Below are 17,589 nucleotides of genomic sequence, written 5' to 3'. Positions count from 1 at the left end.
TCCTTTGTCATATGGTTTATCTGTTGATGTTGTAATTTATTGTACCATTGTTTGGAACAGATCCAGATGTATTATCAAAACGTAAAAGGGGTAAAATCCACTCTTTTCACAGGGTTCTGACAATATGCGCAGGCAAAATAAACGGCGGATACCTAAAACAGATATCCGCCATAAAAGCTGAAACTCAGATTTTCTCGTAATGATCCACATTGATCACAAAGATGGTAGCTCCGCCTACCTCAACGGTCATAGGCATAGTGGCGTAGTTTACCATGGTAGTACCGGAGATGTAGGGCATATTGACCGTCAGCTTCTGGTGCTGTCCGCACTCCTGCTTGATGATAGAGATCACCTCGTCTACCTTATCATCTTCCGCGCCGATCATCAGAGTCGTATTCCCTTTTTTCAGGAATCCTCCGGTGGTGGAGAGACGGGTTACACTGTAGCGGTGTTTTGTCAGCTGGCTCACTACATCATCCTCATTGTCATTGCGCACGATTGCGTATATTAACTTCATATAGCCAAAACCTCCTTTTTCAGTTTAGGCTTATTATACCATATCCCAGGGGAAAATGGTGTAAAATTTTGCGTATTTATGAATTAGAAGCAGGTTTTGTGCCAAGGGTGACTGTTACATCATGCTCTACATAAGCGCCGTTTACCAGGGACTGTACGGTCATGGTAACAGTAGAACCGCCCTCGTAATAAGTCAGCATATTTTTCAGTTCTTCCATCGTGGTAACGGACTGACCGTCAAATTTTGTAATAATGTCCTTTTCCTTTAAGTCGGAGGAAGCCGCTGCTCCGCCTGGTACGATCTTATAGATATAGATACCGACAGGCATACCGTAAGCCTTTGAGGTGTTTGCGTCAATATTGGTGCCCTGGATGCCCAGATAGCCCTGGGAGGCTTCATCTACCGTCTCTCTGGTTTTCTTTGTCATCAGGTTGTTTAAGATCTCCTGTGCCTTTGAGATGGGGATGGCAAAGCCCATGCCCTCTACCTCCGTAGAGGCGGTTTTTGCTGCGTTGATACCGATCACATTTCCGGCAAGATCGATAAGAGCACCGCCGCTGTTTCCGGGGTTGATGGCTGCGTCAGTCTGGATATAGGTATGGGAAATACCGTTCTCGTCGGTGATATCACGGTTTAAGGCGCTGATATAGCCTACCGTGACGGACTGGCCGTAACCAAGGGCATTTCCAATGGCAATCACCTGCTGGCCAACTTTTACATCATCTGAATTTCCAAGGCTGGCAATCTGAATCTTGCTCATGGTATCGTCTGGAATGTCAGAAAGTTTTACGGCGATAATGGCCAGATCGGTAGCGGAATCCGTGCCCTTTACAGCTGCAGCCGCGTCCTTATTGTCAGAAAATGTAACTGTCAGATCGGTTGCTCCGGATACCACATGGTTATTGGTGGCGATTAAAAGCTCTGTGTCATTCTTGCCTACAATGATGCCGGAGCCGCTGCTCTGGGCCTGAAAAGCCTGAGTCCTTCCAAAGAAATCCTGCTGCTCCACAGTCATGGTATCATTGATGGCAACAATGGAAGGCATCGCCTTTTCCACAATAGCAGACACATCAGAAACGGTTGAAACCGTGGTAGTGTTCTGGCTGCTGTTTGCAGAATTAGCTACAGCCGGTGAGGTCTGAAGGCTACCGGACTGTGTCTGTGTATCCGTCTGGGAACTGATGCCGGAAAGGCTCATCAGCCGGGAACCTGCATAATTGACTCCAACCATCGTTCCTCCGGATATAACACCAAACAACAGGGCAGCAGCGGTAATGCCGGCAGCCTTTTTCATAAAGCGTCCCTTGGCTCTGCGGGTTTTGCGGTTTTCATGATCGGGATCGTTTCTGCGAGGCTCCTGCGTAAAATGATTCTGGGAACCGCCACCGTATGCGTTGTTTTCTCTCCAGGCTGCATTGTCCGTGCGGGGCTGGCTCCAGGTCTGCTGACGTTCCTGAGTATGGGAAGGTCTGCTGACGCTTTCTGTGTTTGTTTTGGGCTCCGGACTTCTTTCAGCCTGTGTTCCCTGCTCAAGCTTATCTGGTGTGGTCCAGTTTACGTTCTGCCCCTCTCTCTGATTCTGCTCCATGTTCTCTCTATCTTTATCTTCGTACATAACGAACGCTCCTTTCGTCTGCTTCCCTTTGGGGGATGTATTTTCTTTTGATGGTATCAATATACGGAATAGAATTGATGTATTTGTGAAATAATTATGGATATTCTGTGTTCACTTTCTTATAAAAGTATAAACTGCTTTTAGAAACTGCTTCTGGACGCCCGTGCCATTTCCCTATATAATGGGCATAAATGCCGGAAAATAAGAAAAAAGGAGCAGCCTATGAATATAACGGGAATCATTGCGGAATATAACCCCTTTCACGGAGGACACAGTTTTCACATAAAAGAGGCAAAGAAACAGACCGGAGCCGATTACTGCGTGGTGGTTATGAGCGGGGATTTCGTTCAGAGGGGGGAACCGGCCATTTTCAGCAAATATCTGCGCACGAAAATGGCGCTTGCCAAAGGGGCAGATCTAGTGGTGGAAATGCCGTCTGTTTTCGCAGTCAGCAGTGCTGAGGATTTTGCGGCCTGCGGAGTCATGCTGCTGGAGCGGCTGGGTGCAGTGACCCATCTCTGTTTTGGGAGTGAAGAGGGAGATATCGCCGGGATACAGATGGCGGCTGGGATTTTTTCCAAAGAAACACCCGCATTTTCAGCGCGTCTGCAGGAAGGTCTAAAAAAGGGCCTGAGCTGGCCCCAGGCCAGGAGCCAGGCCCTGGGCGCGCTGACAGCGGATCAGGATTCTGTCGGAGCACAACGTATTAACCGCCTGCTTCTCTCGCCCAACAATCTGCTGGGAATCGAATACTGCAAGGCTATTTTACGTTTTGGCAGTTCGCTCCGTCCTGTAACGATCCAAAGAAAAGGAAATGGATATCACGACAGCGCCATAGAAGGCGGACAGGCCTCTGCCTCTGCTATCCGCAGAAGCCTTACAGAGAAAGGGGACTGTGGTAAAGCATCCACGCTCTCTTTTAAAGCCCATGTCCCGGAAGAAGTGCTTACTCTGTATCATCAGGGCCGGATCCTGGGGCCGGAGGACGGCGCGGCGCTTTTGAACTACCGCCTCCTTACACTTTTACATGAAGGTGCAGATCTGACCGCATACTGGGACGTATCAAAAGAGCTGGCAGACCGTTTAAAAAAGCGGCTGCTGGAATACGACGGATGGGAGGGACGCATCCGGCAGCTTAAGACAAGACAGTATACCTATACCCGCATCAGCCGTGCGCTGACCCATATTTTACTTGGAATCACAGATGCCCAGATCTCTCAGGCCAAAGAAGCGGGATACGCCCCTTATGCAAGGATCCTGGGGTTTCGCCGGGAGGCGGGGCCGCTGCTCTCGGCACTGAAGGCGCATTCACAGATTCCCCTTATCACAAAAACAGCGGATGTATCCAGGCTCCTTACCGGTGCTGCCCTGGAGCTTTTTTATCAGGATATCTATGCTTCCCATATCCGCCAAAGTATGGAAACGGCAAAATACGGCGGCCCGGTACAAAATGAGTATAATCAGCCCATCTGCATTATCTGACAAAATGAAAACCGAAACAGCTGCCCTTTTTGCGGGGGTGTTTCGGTTTTTTTGTGTCTCAGATGGTAATGCTTCAGGATAGGGCATCTATCGGTGGTTCCTTTAAAATCAGCTCTGGTGCCAGAAGGCGCACGATGGTAGGCTCTGCATTTAAAAATGCCAGCAGACTGCGGAGCTGTTCCCCCATTTTTTTGCGGCTGTTTTCACAACTGCCTTTCTTATCCTGCCGCACTGCCCGGATCAGGATATTTTTTGGAGTGTGCTCCATATCGATAAATTCCAGAATCTGGGTACGATAGCCCTCATATTCCAGCACCTGTGCGCGTATGGCATCCGTATACAGAGCAGCCATGCGCTCTTTGATCAGGCCGTAGCCCATTATGGGGCTCATCAGCGGATTATTGATCTGCCGGTTCAGTTCGTGCTGGCAGCAGGGGACGGACAGGATGACCTTTGCTCCCCATCCCACTGCCTTTTCCAAAGCATAATCGGTAGCCAGATCGCAGGCATGAAGCGTTACCACCATATCCACCTGGTTCACTCCTTCATAGGACGCGATATCACCGCAGAAAAAGCTCAGGCGGTCATAGCCGTAAGTTTCTGCCAGAGCGCTGCAGCGGCAAATCACCTCTTCCTTCAGGTCAAGGCCGATGATCCGCACAGGATAGCCTTTTAATTCCCTCAGATAATAATACATGGCAAAAGTCAGATAGGATTTTCCACAGCCGAAATCCAGAATAACAGACTCCCTCGAAGCATTCAGATGAGGCAGGATATCTTCGATAAACTCAAGAAACCGGTTGATCTGACGGTACTTATCATAACGGCTTCGAATAATCTTCCCCTCTGCTGTCATAACCCCCAGGTCAATGAGAAACGGAACCGGACGTCCCTCTTCCAGAATGTAGCGTTTCCTGCGGTTGTGTTCTAAAAGGGCGGATGCTTCCTGGAACTGGGGGCGTATCTTTGCGGTATTTGCTTCTTCGGCCATGTTCTCTCTGGCCGCCTTCCTGCGCAGCTTTACGGTCACTTTTCCTTTTTTGCTTACTAAAACAACGCCGGTGCCCCAGCCCCCGCTCATCTCTGCCTGACGCAGCGTGCCGTCCAGCATTCCACAGATATAGGAAACCGCCTGTTCCTTTGTCATGTTTCGATGAAATGCCTGCCTTCCCACCTGTTCTTCTGCCTGAAATACAAGCTCTCCCTTAAGCAGCAAAGGCCGGATCCGGCTGCAGCCGGACGGGTCTGCCGGATGGCTCAATGTTAAACGCTCCAGTCCCTCATTTAAAAACAGTTCCAGTCCTTCTTTAAGTTTTTTTCTTTCGCTCTGCTCCATAGGGCTGCTCCTTTTGTCTCATTCTTTCAGCTGTGTGATGCGGGCGGTTCTGCCCAGCTGCTTCTTAAAAGCAGGGGATGGCCCTCCAGATGGGCATAGTCATTAAATCGCTCCACCGTAAAGCGCCGGTGAACCGGATCCCATTTCAGCTCCGTGATACTGGTATTTTCCAGATCCTTTCCCAAAAGCCTCCATTTTTCCAGAGGCATTCCCAGGCAAAGGGCGGTCATGGCCCGGATCACGCCTCCATGGGTGACAACCGCAATCCGTTTGTAATGGCTTCGGGTCATTTCATCCAAAAACGGTTCTACCCTGCGGACTACATCGCCGGCGCACTCTCCGCCCGGATAAGGCAAATCGGCAGTCATAGTCTCCTGCTGTTTTTTAAATTCTTTAAAACGAACTCCAATCTCCTCGTTGGTCAGCCCTTCCATTTCCCCAAATGAGATTTCTCTCAGATCCGGACAGATTGTGTGGGGAAGGGACAGAAAGCGATTGATCTCCCTGGCTGTCTGGACAGCCCGGATAAGATCGCTTGAATAAAGGGCGTCGATGCCCCAGTCTGTGAGCCGACAGCCAAGAAGGGCTGCCTGGCGGCGGCCCTCCTGGGACAAATCTACATTCACATTGCAGCGTTTGCTGCTTTGACGGCCGTGCCGTATAAAATAAAGTCTCATATCAATTCTTAAAGCTGTGGATGGGAGCCGGAATACGGCCGCCTCTGGTAACAAACTTCTCACAGGAGAATGGATTAACCGGAATAATGGGGGCATAGCCTAAAAGGCCGCCAAACTCTGCGGTATCGCCCACCTTTTTGCCGATCACAGGGATCAGGCGCACGGCTGTGGTTTTCTGGTTGATCATACCGATAGCTGCCTCATCGGCGATTATGCCGGCAATGGTGGCAGCAGATGTATCTCCGGGAATGGCGATCATATCAAGCCCCACAGAGCAGACACAGGTCATGGCTTCCAGCTTTTCCAGAGTCAGTGCGCCCAGACTGACTGCATCGATCATACCCTGATCCTCACTGACTGGGATAAATGCACCGCTTAAGCCGCCTACATAGGATGAGGCCATAACACCGCCCTTCTTAACCTGATCATTTAACAGGGCAAGGGCCGCTGTGGTACCGGGAGCGCCTACACGCTCCAAGCCGATCTCCTCTAAGATCTCTGCCACGCTGTCGCCTACGGCAGGCGTTGGCGCCAGAGAAAGGTCGATAATGCCAAAGGGGATACCAAGGCGTCTGGATGCCTCCTGGGCCACCAGCTGGCCTACACGGGTGATTTTAAACGCTGTCTTTTTGATGGTTTCGCAAAGCACCTCAAAATTAGCTCCTCTGGCCTTTTCAAGGGCTACTTTTACAACGCCGGGGCCGCTGATGCCTACATTGATGATGGCGTCTGCTTCTGTAACGCCGTGGAAAGCGCCTGCCATAAAGGGATTGTCATCAGGAGCGTTGCAGAATACCACCAGCTTGGCACAGCCTAAGGAATCTCTGTCCTTTGTGGCCTCAGCCGTTTCTTTTACGATCCGTCCCATCAGTTCGACTGCGTCCATGTTTAAGCCCGTCTTTGTGGATCCTACGTTGACGGAGCTGCAGATCCGCTCGGTCTGGGCCAGAGCCTGGGGGATCGAAAGAATCAGATTCTTATCCGCAGCCGTCATGCCCTTGCTGACCAGGGCAGAATATCCGCCGATAAAGTTGACGCCTACTTCTCTGGCTGCTTTATCCAGAGTTTTTGCAATGGTGACAAAGTCCTCCAGGGTTTTGCAGGCGGACTGGCCCACCAGGGCGACAGGCGTTACGGAAATACGCTTATTTACAATGGGAATGCCGAAATCTCTCTCAATATCTCTTCCGGTTGCTACCAGATCCTTTGCCAGTGTGGTGATCTTTTTGTAAATCTTTTCATTCAGGGCGTCAAGATCGCTGTCCGCGCAGTCTAAAAGGCTGATGCCCATGGTAATGGTGCGCACATCCAGTTTTTCACGCTCGATCATATTGTTGGTTTCATTTACTTCATAAATATTTAACATAGCCCGTCGTTCCTTCCCTTATGCGCGGTTATCAGATTCTGTGCATCTTTGTAAAGATCTCTTCTCTCTGGATCTTAACGGCAACGCCGATCTCTTCCCCCAGCTTTTCAAGATCCTCTGCCGCCTGGCCGAAGGAGCGGTTTACCGCACTTACATCTACGATCATCATCATGTTAAAGTATCCCTGAACAATCGTCTGGGAAATGTCCAGGATGTTGATCTGACACTCCGCCAGATAGGTACATACCTTTGCGATGATGCCGACAGTGTCCTTTCCGACTACGGTAATGATTGCTTTGCTCATATTCATTCTCCTCTTTTTATATGATTTTATTGCAGCTGTTCAGGCTGGCGGAAAGCAGTTGCAAAAATACGCCATATCCTGAATCGTTACATTTTATAGGTAAACCACATCGCTCATCTGGTCTCTGGATGCCACGGAAATGGAAAAATCCGATGCGCCGTAAGGGCAGCTTCCCTCATCAATCTCCAGACGGACTGTTTCATAGGCTAATTCCGGGTAATTATTTTCTCTAGATAAGTGTCCTAAAAATATTTTTTTCAAATGATCGTGAAGGATACGGTTTAAAAGCCTGCCCGCATTTTCATTGGATAAATGGCCGCGATCCCCAAGGATGCGGCGCTTCAGGTGATAGGGATACGGCCCTGTTTCCAGCATACGCACGTCATGGTTGGATTCCAGCAAAACTGCGTCCAGTCCTTTAAGATTCTCTACAATATATTCGTCATAATGGCCCATATCCGTAGCCACGGCTACGGATTTTTTCCCGTTCTCCACCCGATAAGCCACGGGATCCGCCGCATCATGGTCGATTTTAAAGGGTCGGATCTTTAAATCTCCTACCATAAAATCCACATCCGGGTCAATGGGCTTTAAAAGCCCTTTATCAAAATTCCCCAGACTGCTGCAGGAGGAGATTTCATTTAATGTTTTTTGGGTTCCATAGATAGGCAGGTGGTATTTTCGTGAAATAACTCCCAGCCCCCGGATATGATCCGAATGTTCATGGGTGATCAGGATACCGGCCATGTCGGTTCCGGCCAGCCCCAGGTCGTTCAGTCCTGCCATGATCCGCTTGTTGCTGATGCCTGCGTCCACCAGGATATGCGTGTCATCGGAACCTATGTAAATGCAGTTTCCGCTGCTTCCGCTTGCTATGCTTACCATTCTCATGTGTATCTGATTCCTTCCCGTCCCTTTAACAGCGCCTTTACCTGATATTTGGTGTGCTCTGGACTGCCATTGTTGTCAATAACAGCGTCTGCCAGATCTCTGAACTCCTGGTCAGCAGCCTGGCTTTCCATAATCGCCCTGGCTTTCTCTTCTGAATATCCGCGGCTTTCCATCAGGCGGTCTGTGCGGTTTTCTTCTGATGTATAAAGATACCACATTTCGTCGCACTTGTCACGAAATTCTTTTGACGGAAGAGCGGTTTCGATGACAACCGGACATTTTTTACAGGCGTATGCCTCCTCCATAACCGCCTTCCAGGTAAGAGGATGGGTGATGGCGTTGACTGCCTGCCGCTTTGTTGGATCTTTAAATATCATTCCGGCCATAGCTGTACGGTCAATGCTTCCATCCGGCCCAAGGACACCAGGGCCAAGAAGAGATACAACCTTTTCATAGGCTGCCTCTCCCGGCTCTAAAAGGCGGCGTGCAGTCAGATCCGTCTGGATCACATGGAAATGGTAATGTTTTTCTAAAAATGAAAGAACGGTGCTTTTTCCTGCTCCTACTCCTCCGATGAGTCCAAGCAGAAAGGGGCGCTTATGCTCCATGAATTCAATTCCTCCTGACAATTTCGCGTATGGGTTCATGGCCGCGGCCAGTGTCTGCATCTCATCCGCGGCCATAGAGAAAAACTATTTTGCGTCAAACCAGGAATCACCAGTCTGCGCCTCTACCTCCAGAGAAACTTTAAGACTGGCGGCGTGTTTCATCTGATCCACCAAAAGCGCCTTTACCTCCTGTTCCTCCTCTTTTGGAGCTTCGATAAGCAGTTCGTCGTGGATCTGCAGAACGATCCGGGATTTTAATCCTCTGGCACGCAGTTCACGGTCTACAGTAATCATGGCGATCTTCATAATATCTGCCGCAGAACCCTGGATAGGGGAATTCATGGCTACCCGCTCGCCGAACTGACGCTGCATAAAGTTGGAGGACTTAAACTCCGGAATCGGCCTGCGCCGCTTGTACAGAGTGGTTACATAGCCCTGCTCCTTCCCCTGCTTTACCAAACCGTCCAGGAAGGCTTTTACACTGGGATACGACTCAAAATACCGCTCAATATACTCCTTTGCCTCTTTTCGGGAGATGCTTAAGTCCTCGCTGAGGCCAAAGGCGCTGATGCCGTAGACAATACCAAAATTTACAGCTTTGGCGTTGCGCCGCTGGAGCGAAGTCACCTCCTTAAGGGGTACATGAAAGACCTGAGAGGCCGTAGCCGCATGGATGTCTCTGGATTCCCGGTACGCTTCAATCAGGCCCGCATCATCGGACATATGGGCCAGAATACGAAGCTCGATCTGGGAGTAATCGGCGTCAATGAACACGCAGCCGTCCTTTGGAACAAATACCCGCCGGATCTCCCGGCCCAGCTCCATGCGCACAGGGATATTCTGAAGATTGGGCTCTGTACTGCTGATACGTCCGGTTGCAGTGATGGTCTGGTTGAATTTGCCGTGGATCCGCCCATCCTCGCTGATATAGGCAGCCAGCCCTTCGGCATAGGTAGAATTTAACTTGGTCAGCTGACGGTAATCCAGAATCTTTTGCACCACGGGATGATCAGGAGCCAGCTTTTCCAGCACATCGGCTGCAGTAGAGTAGCCTGTTTTTGTCTTTTTTCCGCCGGGAAGCTTCATTTCGCCAAATAAGATCTCACCTAACTGTTTCGGGGAATTGATGTTAAATTCCCTTCCTGTATCCTGATAAATCTCCGTCTCCAGCCGGGCGATGCCGGTTTTGAGCTTGTCGCCATACTCTTTTAATTTTTCTCTCTGAACCTTAACGCCCTCCTGCTCCATATGGAACAGGCTGTAGATCAGAGGCATTTCAATCTCTGTGTAAAGGGAATACATATCCTCCTCACACAGCCGTTTTTTAAGAACCTCTGCAGCCTTCCAGGCAGTGTAGGCCATATAGCAGACACAGTCTGCCGCCTTTTCATCCTCCTGAACCAGGCGATCGCCCAGGAGCGCTTTCCCTATAAGATCACTCTGTGAGGGAATCTCCATGGCCAGATAATCCCTGGCCAGATCGTCGTAGCCATAGGCATCCTTTAAAGGATTTAACAGATAACCAGCTACTCCCGCATCATAGACAGGAGCGGTATCCTCCAGCTTCAGCACTGGCAGCATGGCTTTTAAATCCAGTACCCAGACCGGCTTATCCTTCTGACACAGCTCCCTGGTCTGACGGATCAGCTCATCCTGCCCCAGTTCTCCCTGAGCCCGAATGCAGAAAATGTCCTCCGTTCCCAGGCACAGGCCCAGCCCGACTACCAGAGGACAGCCGCTTTTTGCCTTTTTTCCAGACCTCAATTCGCCGGAAGCGTCAAAGGAAAAGGACAACTGTTCATTATGTTCTTCCCCTTGTGAGGTCTCTGTTCCGAATATAAGCTGAAGGCCCGTCCAGTCTGCCTTTTTCGCCTTCTTAAAAAGCTGGTCTGCCTCCTTTTTATCCGTCACTACCCGAAAATGCTCTTTTGCCTTTATTGTGTCCTCCTCTGCTGCTGAGGCGTCAAATCGGGTTAAAATGGATTTAAAGCCCATGCGTTTCATAAACTTAAAGGCCTCGGCTGTGTAGAGATTCTCTACCGCTGCATCCTTATAGGTAAAATCTACCGGACAGTCAGTGCAGATGGTTGCCAGTTCCTTGCTCATCTGAGCCATATCGTAATGCTCAGCCAGAGCCTTCTGGGCTCTGGGCGGGCGGATCTCTTCTACATGGGCGTAGGCATTTTCAATCGATCCATAGGCGGCGATGAGGCTGGTAGCCGTTTTTTCACCAATAGAGGGAACACCGGGAATGTTGTCGGAGGAATCGCCCATCAGGGCCTTCACGTCAATAAATTCCTGAGGCGTCACCTGGTATTCCCGTTTTACATCTTCTGGATAATAGTCATGGATCTCCGTAGTGCCCCGGCTCGTCTTGGGAATACGGATCTTAATGTGTTCGTCCGCAAGCTGCAAAAGATCCCTGTCACCGGAGACAATGGCTACGTCAATCCCCTCCTTCTGGCACCGTTTTGCCACAGTGCCCAGAATATCATCGGCCTCAAAGCCCTCCAGGGTCAGGGTGGGAATATCCATGGCCGTCAGGGCCTCCTTCATCAGGGGCACCTGCTCTCTTAACTCCTCAGGCATGGGCTTGCGTGTACCTTTATATGCGTCAAACATTTTGTGGCGGAAGGTAGGGGCCGGCAGGTCAAAAGCCACAGCAAGATGATCCGCCTTTTCCTCCTCCAGTATCTTTAACATGATATTCAGAAAGCCATATACTGCATTGGTATGAAGTCCTTCTGCGTTGGTCAGATCCGGTACTCCGTAAAAGGCACGGTTTAAAATGCTGTGCCCGTCGATCAGTACAAGTTTATCCATATTGAGTTAAAATCCTTTCGTTGTTGTAATAGGCGCTCCTAAAATCCAAACTGTTCCCAGATGCGAACCTGCAGAAACAGCACCATAAGCACAGACCAGAAACACAGGGTATTCACCGCATATACAGCCGTGCGAAGCAGTTCCAGCGTGTGAATCCTCTGTCTGGACAGCTCCAGGGCCGTCTCCAGCGCTCCCTTGATGTTGTAGGTTCCTGTCCCCTCGTCCAGCTGCCGGATGCCTACGTCTACTGTAAAATAAATCTCCAGTTCTTCCCTGCACTCCGGGCAGTGCTCGATATGTTTTAAAAAGCCTTCCAGTTCTTCATCCGTAATACTTCCGTTAATATAGGGCATTACGAGACGCTCCGCTTCCTCACAGGTCATCCAAGCACCTCCTTTGGGCTTTTATTATTATGCTGAACTCTATCATACAATAAAATAACCCTGTTTTCAATCAATCATAACAAATTGCGGACAATTTGCCGTTCATAAGGGCACATACGCAAAAAGATCCCCGTATTTATCAGAAACTCCAATAAATACGGGGATCTTATGCCGGCAGCGGGACTTGAACCCGCACGCGGTTACCCGCAACAGATTTTGAGTCTGCATCGTCTGCCATTCCGACACGCCGGCCTTGCTTTTGCAACGGTAGTTATTCTACCATAGGAATAAACATTTGGCAAGTGTTTTTATCAGAATTCAACGAATTTGTTGTAACTATTCAGCCATGCGGCAATTTGTAGGGAAATATGTGCTGCACTCCGGCTTGCATAAGCATATTTCCCTACAAATTGGCATATGGCAGGACTGAGCCGCTACATTTTATTTCCCGGCTGTATCCTCTGTACAGGCAGTTTCCAGAGAGGCTGTACCCACTGTTCTCTCTTTCCACTGCTGCTTATAATCCTCTACGATCCCTGCCCGCCTGCCTCCGATCACATTATTCAGCTCTTTTTCTGTGAGCATCCCCTTAAAATACATTTTCACCACATCCATGGGACTGGTCCCTACCTTGGCGATCAGTTCAAGATATGTCATGTGTCTCTCCTCCTTCTGCCTGTTATGAAGCCCTGCCCCGGAGGACTTTTTACTTAACACGCTCTAATACTATATGCAGACAGGCGCACCGATATGACCGTTTTTTTCTTTCCTTCACGAATTTGTAAGTTTTTCTTCAAACCATGTCCATGAGTTTCCTGTATAATGATTAAAAATACCCTAAGGAGGAACCATATGGATAAGAACAAAAAGATTATGATAGGAGTCATCGGTGCGGCCGTAGTGGCAGGAGGCGTAGCCATCGGGCTGATCGTAAGCCGGACGCCTCCCAAGGCAGATCTTTCCACCTTCCACACGGAGGCATCCACCAAAGCGCCCACAGAGACAGAGGTGAAACCACAGGAAACGACGGTTTCTGAGACGGAAACCACTGCAAAAGCAGAGGAGAATGCCTCCCGCCTGTCAGCTGTCACCGCAACCTACACTTCAGGAAAGGTATCCATCCAGTATCCGGTAATTGAAGATATGGAGGATACGCAGAAGCAGGAGCAGATCAATGAACATTTAAAAGCAAATGCGCTTTCTGTTCTGAAGGGATATGAGATTAACGAGGAGACAGATTCTCTTACGGTTTCCTGCGAGATCGTATCCGCAGACCGCAAGCGCCTTACTGCCGTTTATACCGGCAGCCTGATGGTAGAAAACGGCGCTCATCCAACAAACATTTTCTATACGAACACGGTGAACCTGGCCCAGATACAGGACATGGGATTAAACGATTTTACAGATGCCTATACCATGGCCGGCTATGTGCTCAGCGACGATGTTCAGTTCCCGCAGCTGAATGCTGAAGAGACCAGCGCAGCCCTGGAATACCGCAGCACCCAGACGCTGGAGGATCTGACAGCCCTTTTTAAGGATGCGGATTTCCCTGTATCTGAAGGTGAGAACTGGCCGGAATCATTCAGCTACGAAAAACAGGGCCGTGTCTACTTCTCCCTTCCTGTCCCCCATGCGCTGGGCGACTATGTAATCGTAGCCTTTGATCCGGCTACCAAATAGCGCAGCAGGAAACAGGCTTAAACCTTTTCCGATTTTCATTGCTATATGACCGCCTATCAGTTATAATAGACATATGTTTAAAATTATACAAAGGAGCTGTACATTTATGGAAAATGTAATGGTTTTTAATCATCCGCTGATCCAGCACAAAATTTCGATCCTGCGCAATAAGAGCACCGGAACAAACGAGTTTCGTGCTCTTATTGAGGAGATCGCCATGCTCATGGGCTATGAGGCGCTGCGCGATCTTCCCCTGGAGGATGTAAAGGTCGAGACTCCGTTAGAGACCTGTATGACCCCTATGATCGCAGGCCGGAAGCTGGCAGTGGTTCCGATTCTGCGGGCGGGCCTTGGCATGGTAAACGGCATCCTGGCGCTGGTTCCCAGTGCAAAGGTAGGCCATATCGGTCTTTATCGGGATGAGGTAACACATGAGCCTCACGAGTATTACTGCAAGCTTCCAAGCCCCATCGAGGAGCGTACCATCATTGTCACGGATCCCATGCTGGCTACCGGGGGATCTGCAGTCTCTGCCGTAGACTTTATCAAACAGCACGGCGGAAAAAAGATCAAATTCATGGCTATCATCGCAGCGCCTGAAGGCCTGGAGCGGCTTCATAAGGCCCATCCTGACATTCAGATCTATGTGGGACATTTAGACCGCTGTCTCAATGAAGATGCCTACATCTGCCCTGGTCTGGGCGACGCAGGTGACCGGATCTTCGGCACAAAGTAACTCAGGTCTGATACACTTTAGAATATAAAAAACCTCCTCCGGCCCCATGGTTTTCCACGGATTCGGAGGAGGTTTTTTATATGCATTTATCTGCGTACGGAAGGTTTATTTTACCACCTTTACAGTGCTGCTGCCTGCGGTGCTCTTCTTTGCTCTTGTTCTCTTTGGCTTTGGAGCTGGCTCTTCCGGCTTGGATTCTTCCGTCACGGATGCGTCATCTCTGTTTTCCTTCACAATGATATTTTCCTGGTTCTTGAAAATAGAATTGGCCGGAACACAGCCTCTTACGCTGGAAAGAGGATATACCACCGTGTTTTTGCCGATCACCGTGCCTGGGTTTAATACGCTGTTGCACCCAATCTCAACACCGTCGCCCGCAACAGCGCCGAACTTCTTAAAGCCGGTGGTTACATCACCGTCTTCTGCGTGAACCTTTACAAGACTCTTGTCAGACTTAACGTTGGAGGTGACAGCCCCTGCGCCCATATGAGCCTTGTAGCCCAGAATGGAATCGCCTACATAGTTAAAGTGAGGAACCTGAACCTCATCAAACAGCAGAGCGTTTTTCAGCTCACAGGAGTTGCCTACAACAGCCTTTTCACCAATGATCACGTTGCCTCTTAAAAAAGCATTGTGGCGCACATTGGCACCTGCACATATGATCATGGGGCCTGTCATCATAATAGTCGGGGCAATCTTTGCAGTCTTGTGGATCCAGATGTCCTTACCGATCTTACGGTATTCATTTTCAGGAAGGAGGGGACCCAAAGAACGGATGAAATCGCCAATCTCCGGCAGTACCCCCCATGGATATACGTGATTGTCAAAGATTCTCTCTGCAATCGTATGACTCATGTCAAAAAGCTCTTTCATCTTCATTTCTTCCAATTTCATTGATCAGTTCTCCTTTTTTGTTTATAAAATACGGCAGCCGCGTCAAACAGCCCTTTCATATCATACTGGTTGTTCAGGCGGATCACATTTACTGTCCTTCCTGCCACAAAGCGTTCCAGCTTTTCCATATATTCATCTGAAGTGATGGAACCCTCTGCAACATAGGTCAGGCCTTTTTCCCAGCTGGCCGTAAGCTCCGGATTCAAAAGCTGGCGGATGGAATGGTCTACCACGTCATAGACCATCTCCCCAAGCAGTGACGGCGTGATCACCTGAGTCTTTCCGTTTAAGGAAAGATACTGTATGCTTACCAGTTTCTTAAGAATCTCTGCACGGGTGGCGCTGGTACCGATGCCGCTGCCCTTGATCTGGGCACGCAGCTCCTCATCCTCGATAAGCTGGCCGGCATTTTCCATGGCCAGAATCATAGAACCGGAGGTATAGCGCTTGGGAGGAGATGTTTCCCCTTCCTTCACCCGCAGGTCCGCTACTGTAAGTATATCATTTTTTTTCAAATCTGCAAGCACCTGTAACAGTTCTGCTCTGTCAACTTTTGGGGATTCGGTATGATTTTGGTCCGAATCTCCCTCCTTTGCATCCTCAAAGGTTTCCTCCACCCCAGTTTTTTTGGCCAGATTCACATCTGCGATTTTCAGATATCCTGGTTCCGAAAGGACTTTAAAACCGGCAAAAAAATGCTCTTTCTTTCGTTCCAGTTCCAGAGAATACTTCTGATAGATCGCAGGGGGATAAAAAATGCTTAAAAACCGGCGGCATATCACCTGAAAGACTTTTTCCTGCAGGGAGGTAAGGGTTTTCAGGTTCCCAAGACCCTGTCCTGTGGGGATGATGGCATAGTGATCCGTGATCTGCTTGTCATTAACATACCGTGTTTTTGAAAGCCCCTGGTATGCCGACGTCTGCATGATCTCCTGAACAAAGAGGGACATAGGAACATAACCCGATAAACCGCTGATATTTTTATGAATCTCCTTGGCCACTGCCGCTGACAGGACTCTGGCATCCGTTCGGGGATAGGTAACCATCTTTTTTTCATACAGCTCCTGGACAACCTTAAGGGTCTCATCCGGGCTGATCTTAAACATCCTGGAGCAGTCATTCTGAAGCTCTGCCAGATTATAAAGAAGGGGAGGATTTTTTGTCTCCTTCTTTTTCTCCTTGGAAATGACTCTGGCTGTAAGGGGCTCTTCTTCCCTTAAAAAAGCAATCAGTTCTTCGGCCCGCTCCCGTTCCTTAAAACCATTGTCTTTATAAAGATAAGGGGTTCCGAAATAACGGGAGCCCTCTGCGGCTTTCCACTCAGCTTCCAAAGGAATGATCCTGCCGTCCTTATCCGCTGCGTCAAAGGTACCAAACACCCGGTAAAAGGGGGTCTTTACAAAGCTGCGGATCTCCCGCTCCCTTCGTACTACCATCCCCAGCACACACGTCATAACACGGCCTACCGAAAGTACCGTAAATTTGGTTCCCAGGTAGTTAGACATGGCCGGCCCGTAACGCAGGGTCAGAACGCGGGAAAAGTTGATTCCCATCAGATAGTCCTCTTTGGCTCGCAGATAGGCAGAGGCGGACAGATTGTCATACTCTGATTCGTCCTTCGCTTCTTTGATCCCCCGCAGGATCTCCTCCTCCGTCTGCGAGTCGATCCACACCCGTTTCTGGCGCTTTCCTTTTACCCCGGCCATCTGGGCCACCAGACGGTAGATATACTCTCCTTCCCTACCGGAGTCAGTACAGACGTAAATCGTGTCCACTTCCGGTCGGTTTAACAGCCCCTTAACAACGGCAAACTGCTTTGCCACTCCGGGGATAACCTCGTATTTGAACTCCCTGGGCAGAAAAGGAAGGGTCTGAAGGCTCCAGCGCTTGTACTTCATATCATATGCATCCGGATAACTCATGGTTACCAGATGCCCCACACACCAGGTAACAATGGCGCTCTCCGATTCAATATAGCCGTCTCCCCGCCGTCCGCGGATTTTTAAAGCATCCGCAAATTGCTGGGCCACACTGGGCTTTTCCGCAATGTATAACGATTTTGACATCCCATCCCTCGTTTTTCTTTATTTGCTGCATTATCATGTAAGGGCATCTCGCAGAAAATACCGCAGACATATTTTATTAGTATACCATTAAATGGATGATATGGCAATGTTTGCGAAAAAATCTCATATATTTCGTATAACTATTCAGCCATGCGGCAATTTTTGTGGAAATATGTGCTGCCAACTGGCTTGCATAAGCATATTTTGGGAC

At 49.4% G+C, this 17,589-nt stretch carries 16 protein-coding genes and 1 tRNA gene; 3 read left to right on the top strand and 14 right to left on the bottom strand.

Translation table 11 applies throughout. From position 1 onward, the window contains the following. Positions 1-184 precede the first annotated feature (184 nt). Both HW447_RS00340 and HW447_RS00335 read right to left on the bottom strand, forming a co-directional pair. On the bottom strand, positions 185-517 hold the full coding sequence (locus HW447_RS00340) for a cyclic-di-AMP receptor (protein WP_176253340.1): 333 nt from the start codon (positions 515-517) through the stop codon (positions 185-187). 76 nt (positions 518-593) lie between these two features. Further along, entirely contained in the window at positions 594-2,132 is a 1,539-nt protein-coding gene (locus tag HW447_RS00335; protein WP_176253339.1) for a S1C family serine protease, read from the bottom strand. Between the two features lie 222 nt (positions 2,133-2,354). Here HW447_RS00335 and HW447_RS00330 point away from each other — a divergent pair, with 222 nt between their 5' ends. Next, positions 2,355-3,614, top strand: a complete 1,260-nt coding sequence (locus HW447_RS00330) for a nucleotidyltransferase (RefSeq protein WP_176253338.1) — start codon at positions 2,355-2,357, stop codon at positions 3,612-3,614. A gap of 73 nt (positions 3,615-3,687) precedes the next feature. On the opposite strand, the gene HW447_RS00325 is transcribed toward HW447_RS00330, so the two are convergent. From HW447_RS00325 to HW447_RS00280, 10 genes are all read right to left on the bottom strand, one after another. Then, entirely contained in the window at positions 3,688-4,950 is a 1,263-nt protein-coding gene (locus HW447_RS00325; RefSeq protein ID WP_176253337.1) for a class I SAM-dependent methyltransferase, read from the bottom strand. A gap of 26 nt (positions 4,951-4,976) precedes the next feature. Then, positions 4,977-5,627, bottom strand: a complete 651-nt coding sequence (locus HW447_RS00320) for a histidine phosphatase family protein (protein WP_176253336.1) — start codon at positions 5,625-5,627, stop codon at positions 4,977-4,979. 1 nt (position 5,628) lies between these two features. Next, positions 5,629-6,993 (bottom strand): PFL family protein, encoded by a 1,365-nt coding sequence (locus HW447_RS00315; RefSeq protein ID WP_176253335.1) that lies wholly within the window; start codon positions 6,991-6,993, stop codon positions 5,629-5,631. Positions 6,994-7,024: 31 nt separating this feature from the next. Next, positions 7,025-7,297: an ACT domain-containing protein gene (locus HW447_RS00310; RefSeq protein WP_176253334.1), complete on the bottom strand. Its 273-nt coding sequence runs from the start codon at positions 7,295-7,297 to the stop codon at positions 7,025-7,027. Positions 7,298-7,390: 93 nt separating this feature from the next. Then, entirely contained in the window at positions 7,391-8,188 is a 798-nt protein-coding gene (locus HW447_RS00305) for an MBL fold metallo-hydrolase (RefSeq protein ID WP_176253333.1), read from the bottom strand. Further along, entirely contained in the window at positions 8,185-8,796 is a 612-nt protein-coding gene (gene coaE, locus HW447_RS00300; RefSeq protein WP_176253332.1) for a dephospho-CoA kinase, read from the bottom strand. Before coaE ends, HW447_RS00305 begins: the two co-directional genes overlap by 4 nt. Positions 8,797-8,880: 84 nt before the next feature. Next, positions 8,881-11,619, bottom strand: coding sequence for a DNA polymerase I (polA, locus tag HW447_RS00295; RefSeq protein WP_176253331.1), 2,739 nt, complete (start codon positions 11,617-11,619; stop codon positions 8,881-8,883). A 38-nt stretch (positions 11,620-11,657) separates the two neighbouring features. Next, positions 11,658-12,002, bottom strand: coding sequence for an anti-sigma factor family protein (locus HW447_RS00290; RefSeq protein WP_176253330.1), 345 nt, complete (start codon positions 12,000-12,002; stop codon positions 11,658-11,660). Between the two features lie 169 nt (positions 12,003-12,171). Then, positions 12,172-12,254: transfer RNA gene (locus tag HW447_RS00285), tRNA-Leu, on the bottom strand. A 189-nt stretch (positions 12,255-12,443) separates the two neighbouring features. Then, positions 12,444-12,659, bottom strand: coding sequence for a bacteriocin (locus tag HW447_RS00280; protein ID WP_176253329.1), 216 nt, complete (start codon positions 12,657-12,659; stop codon positions 12,444-12,446). A gap of 195 nt (positions 12,660-12,854) precedes the next feature. Between HW447_RS00280 and HW447_RS00275 the strand changes: the two genes are divergently transcribed. Both HW447_RS00275 and upp read left to right on the top strand, forming a co-directional pair. Next, positions 12,855-13,682: a hypothetical protein gene (locus tag HW447_RS00275; protein ID WP_176253328.1), complete on the top strand. Its 828-nt coding sequence runs from the start codon at positions 12,855-12,857 to the stop codon at positions 13,680-13,682. 106 nt (positions 13,683-13,788) lie between these two features. Continuing rightward, positions 13,789-14,418 (top strand): uracil phosphoribosyltransferase, encoded by a 630-nt coding sequence (gene upp / locus HW447_RS00270; RefSeq protein ID WP_176253327.1) that lies wholly within the window; start codon positions 13,789-13,791, stop codon positions 14,416-14,418. Between the two features lie 105 nt (positions 14,419-14,523). Here upp and HW447_RS00265 read toward each other — a convergent pair whose 3' ends face one another. Next, entirely contained in the window at positions 14,524-15,312 is a 789-nt protein-coding gene (locus HW447_RS00265; RefSeq protein ID WP_176253326.1) for an acyltransferase, read from the bottom strand. Further along, on the bottom strand, positions 15,309-17,378 hold the full coding sequence (locus HW447_RS00260; RefSeq protein WP_176253325.1) for a DNA topoisomerase: 2,070 nt from the start codon (positions 17,376-17,378) through the stop codon (positions 15,309-15,311). Before HW447_RS00260 ends, HW447_RS00265 begins: the two co-directional genes overlap by 4 nt. Positions 17,379-17,589 lie beyond the last annotated feature (211 nt).

The sequence above is a fragment of the Enterocloster alcoholdehydrogenati genome, from assembly GCF_013282095.1.
GTDB lineage: Bacteria > Bacillota > Clostridia > Lachnospirales > Lachnospiraceae > Enterocloster > Enterocloster alcoholdehydrogenati.
This window is presented reverse-complemented; position numbering and strand designations above follow the sequence as displayed.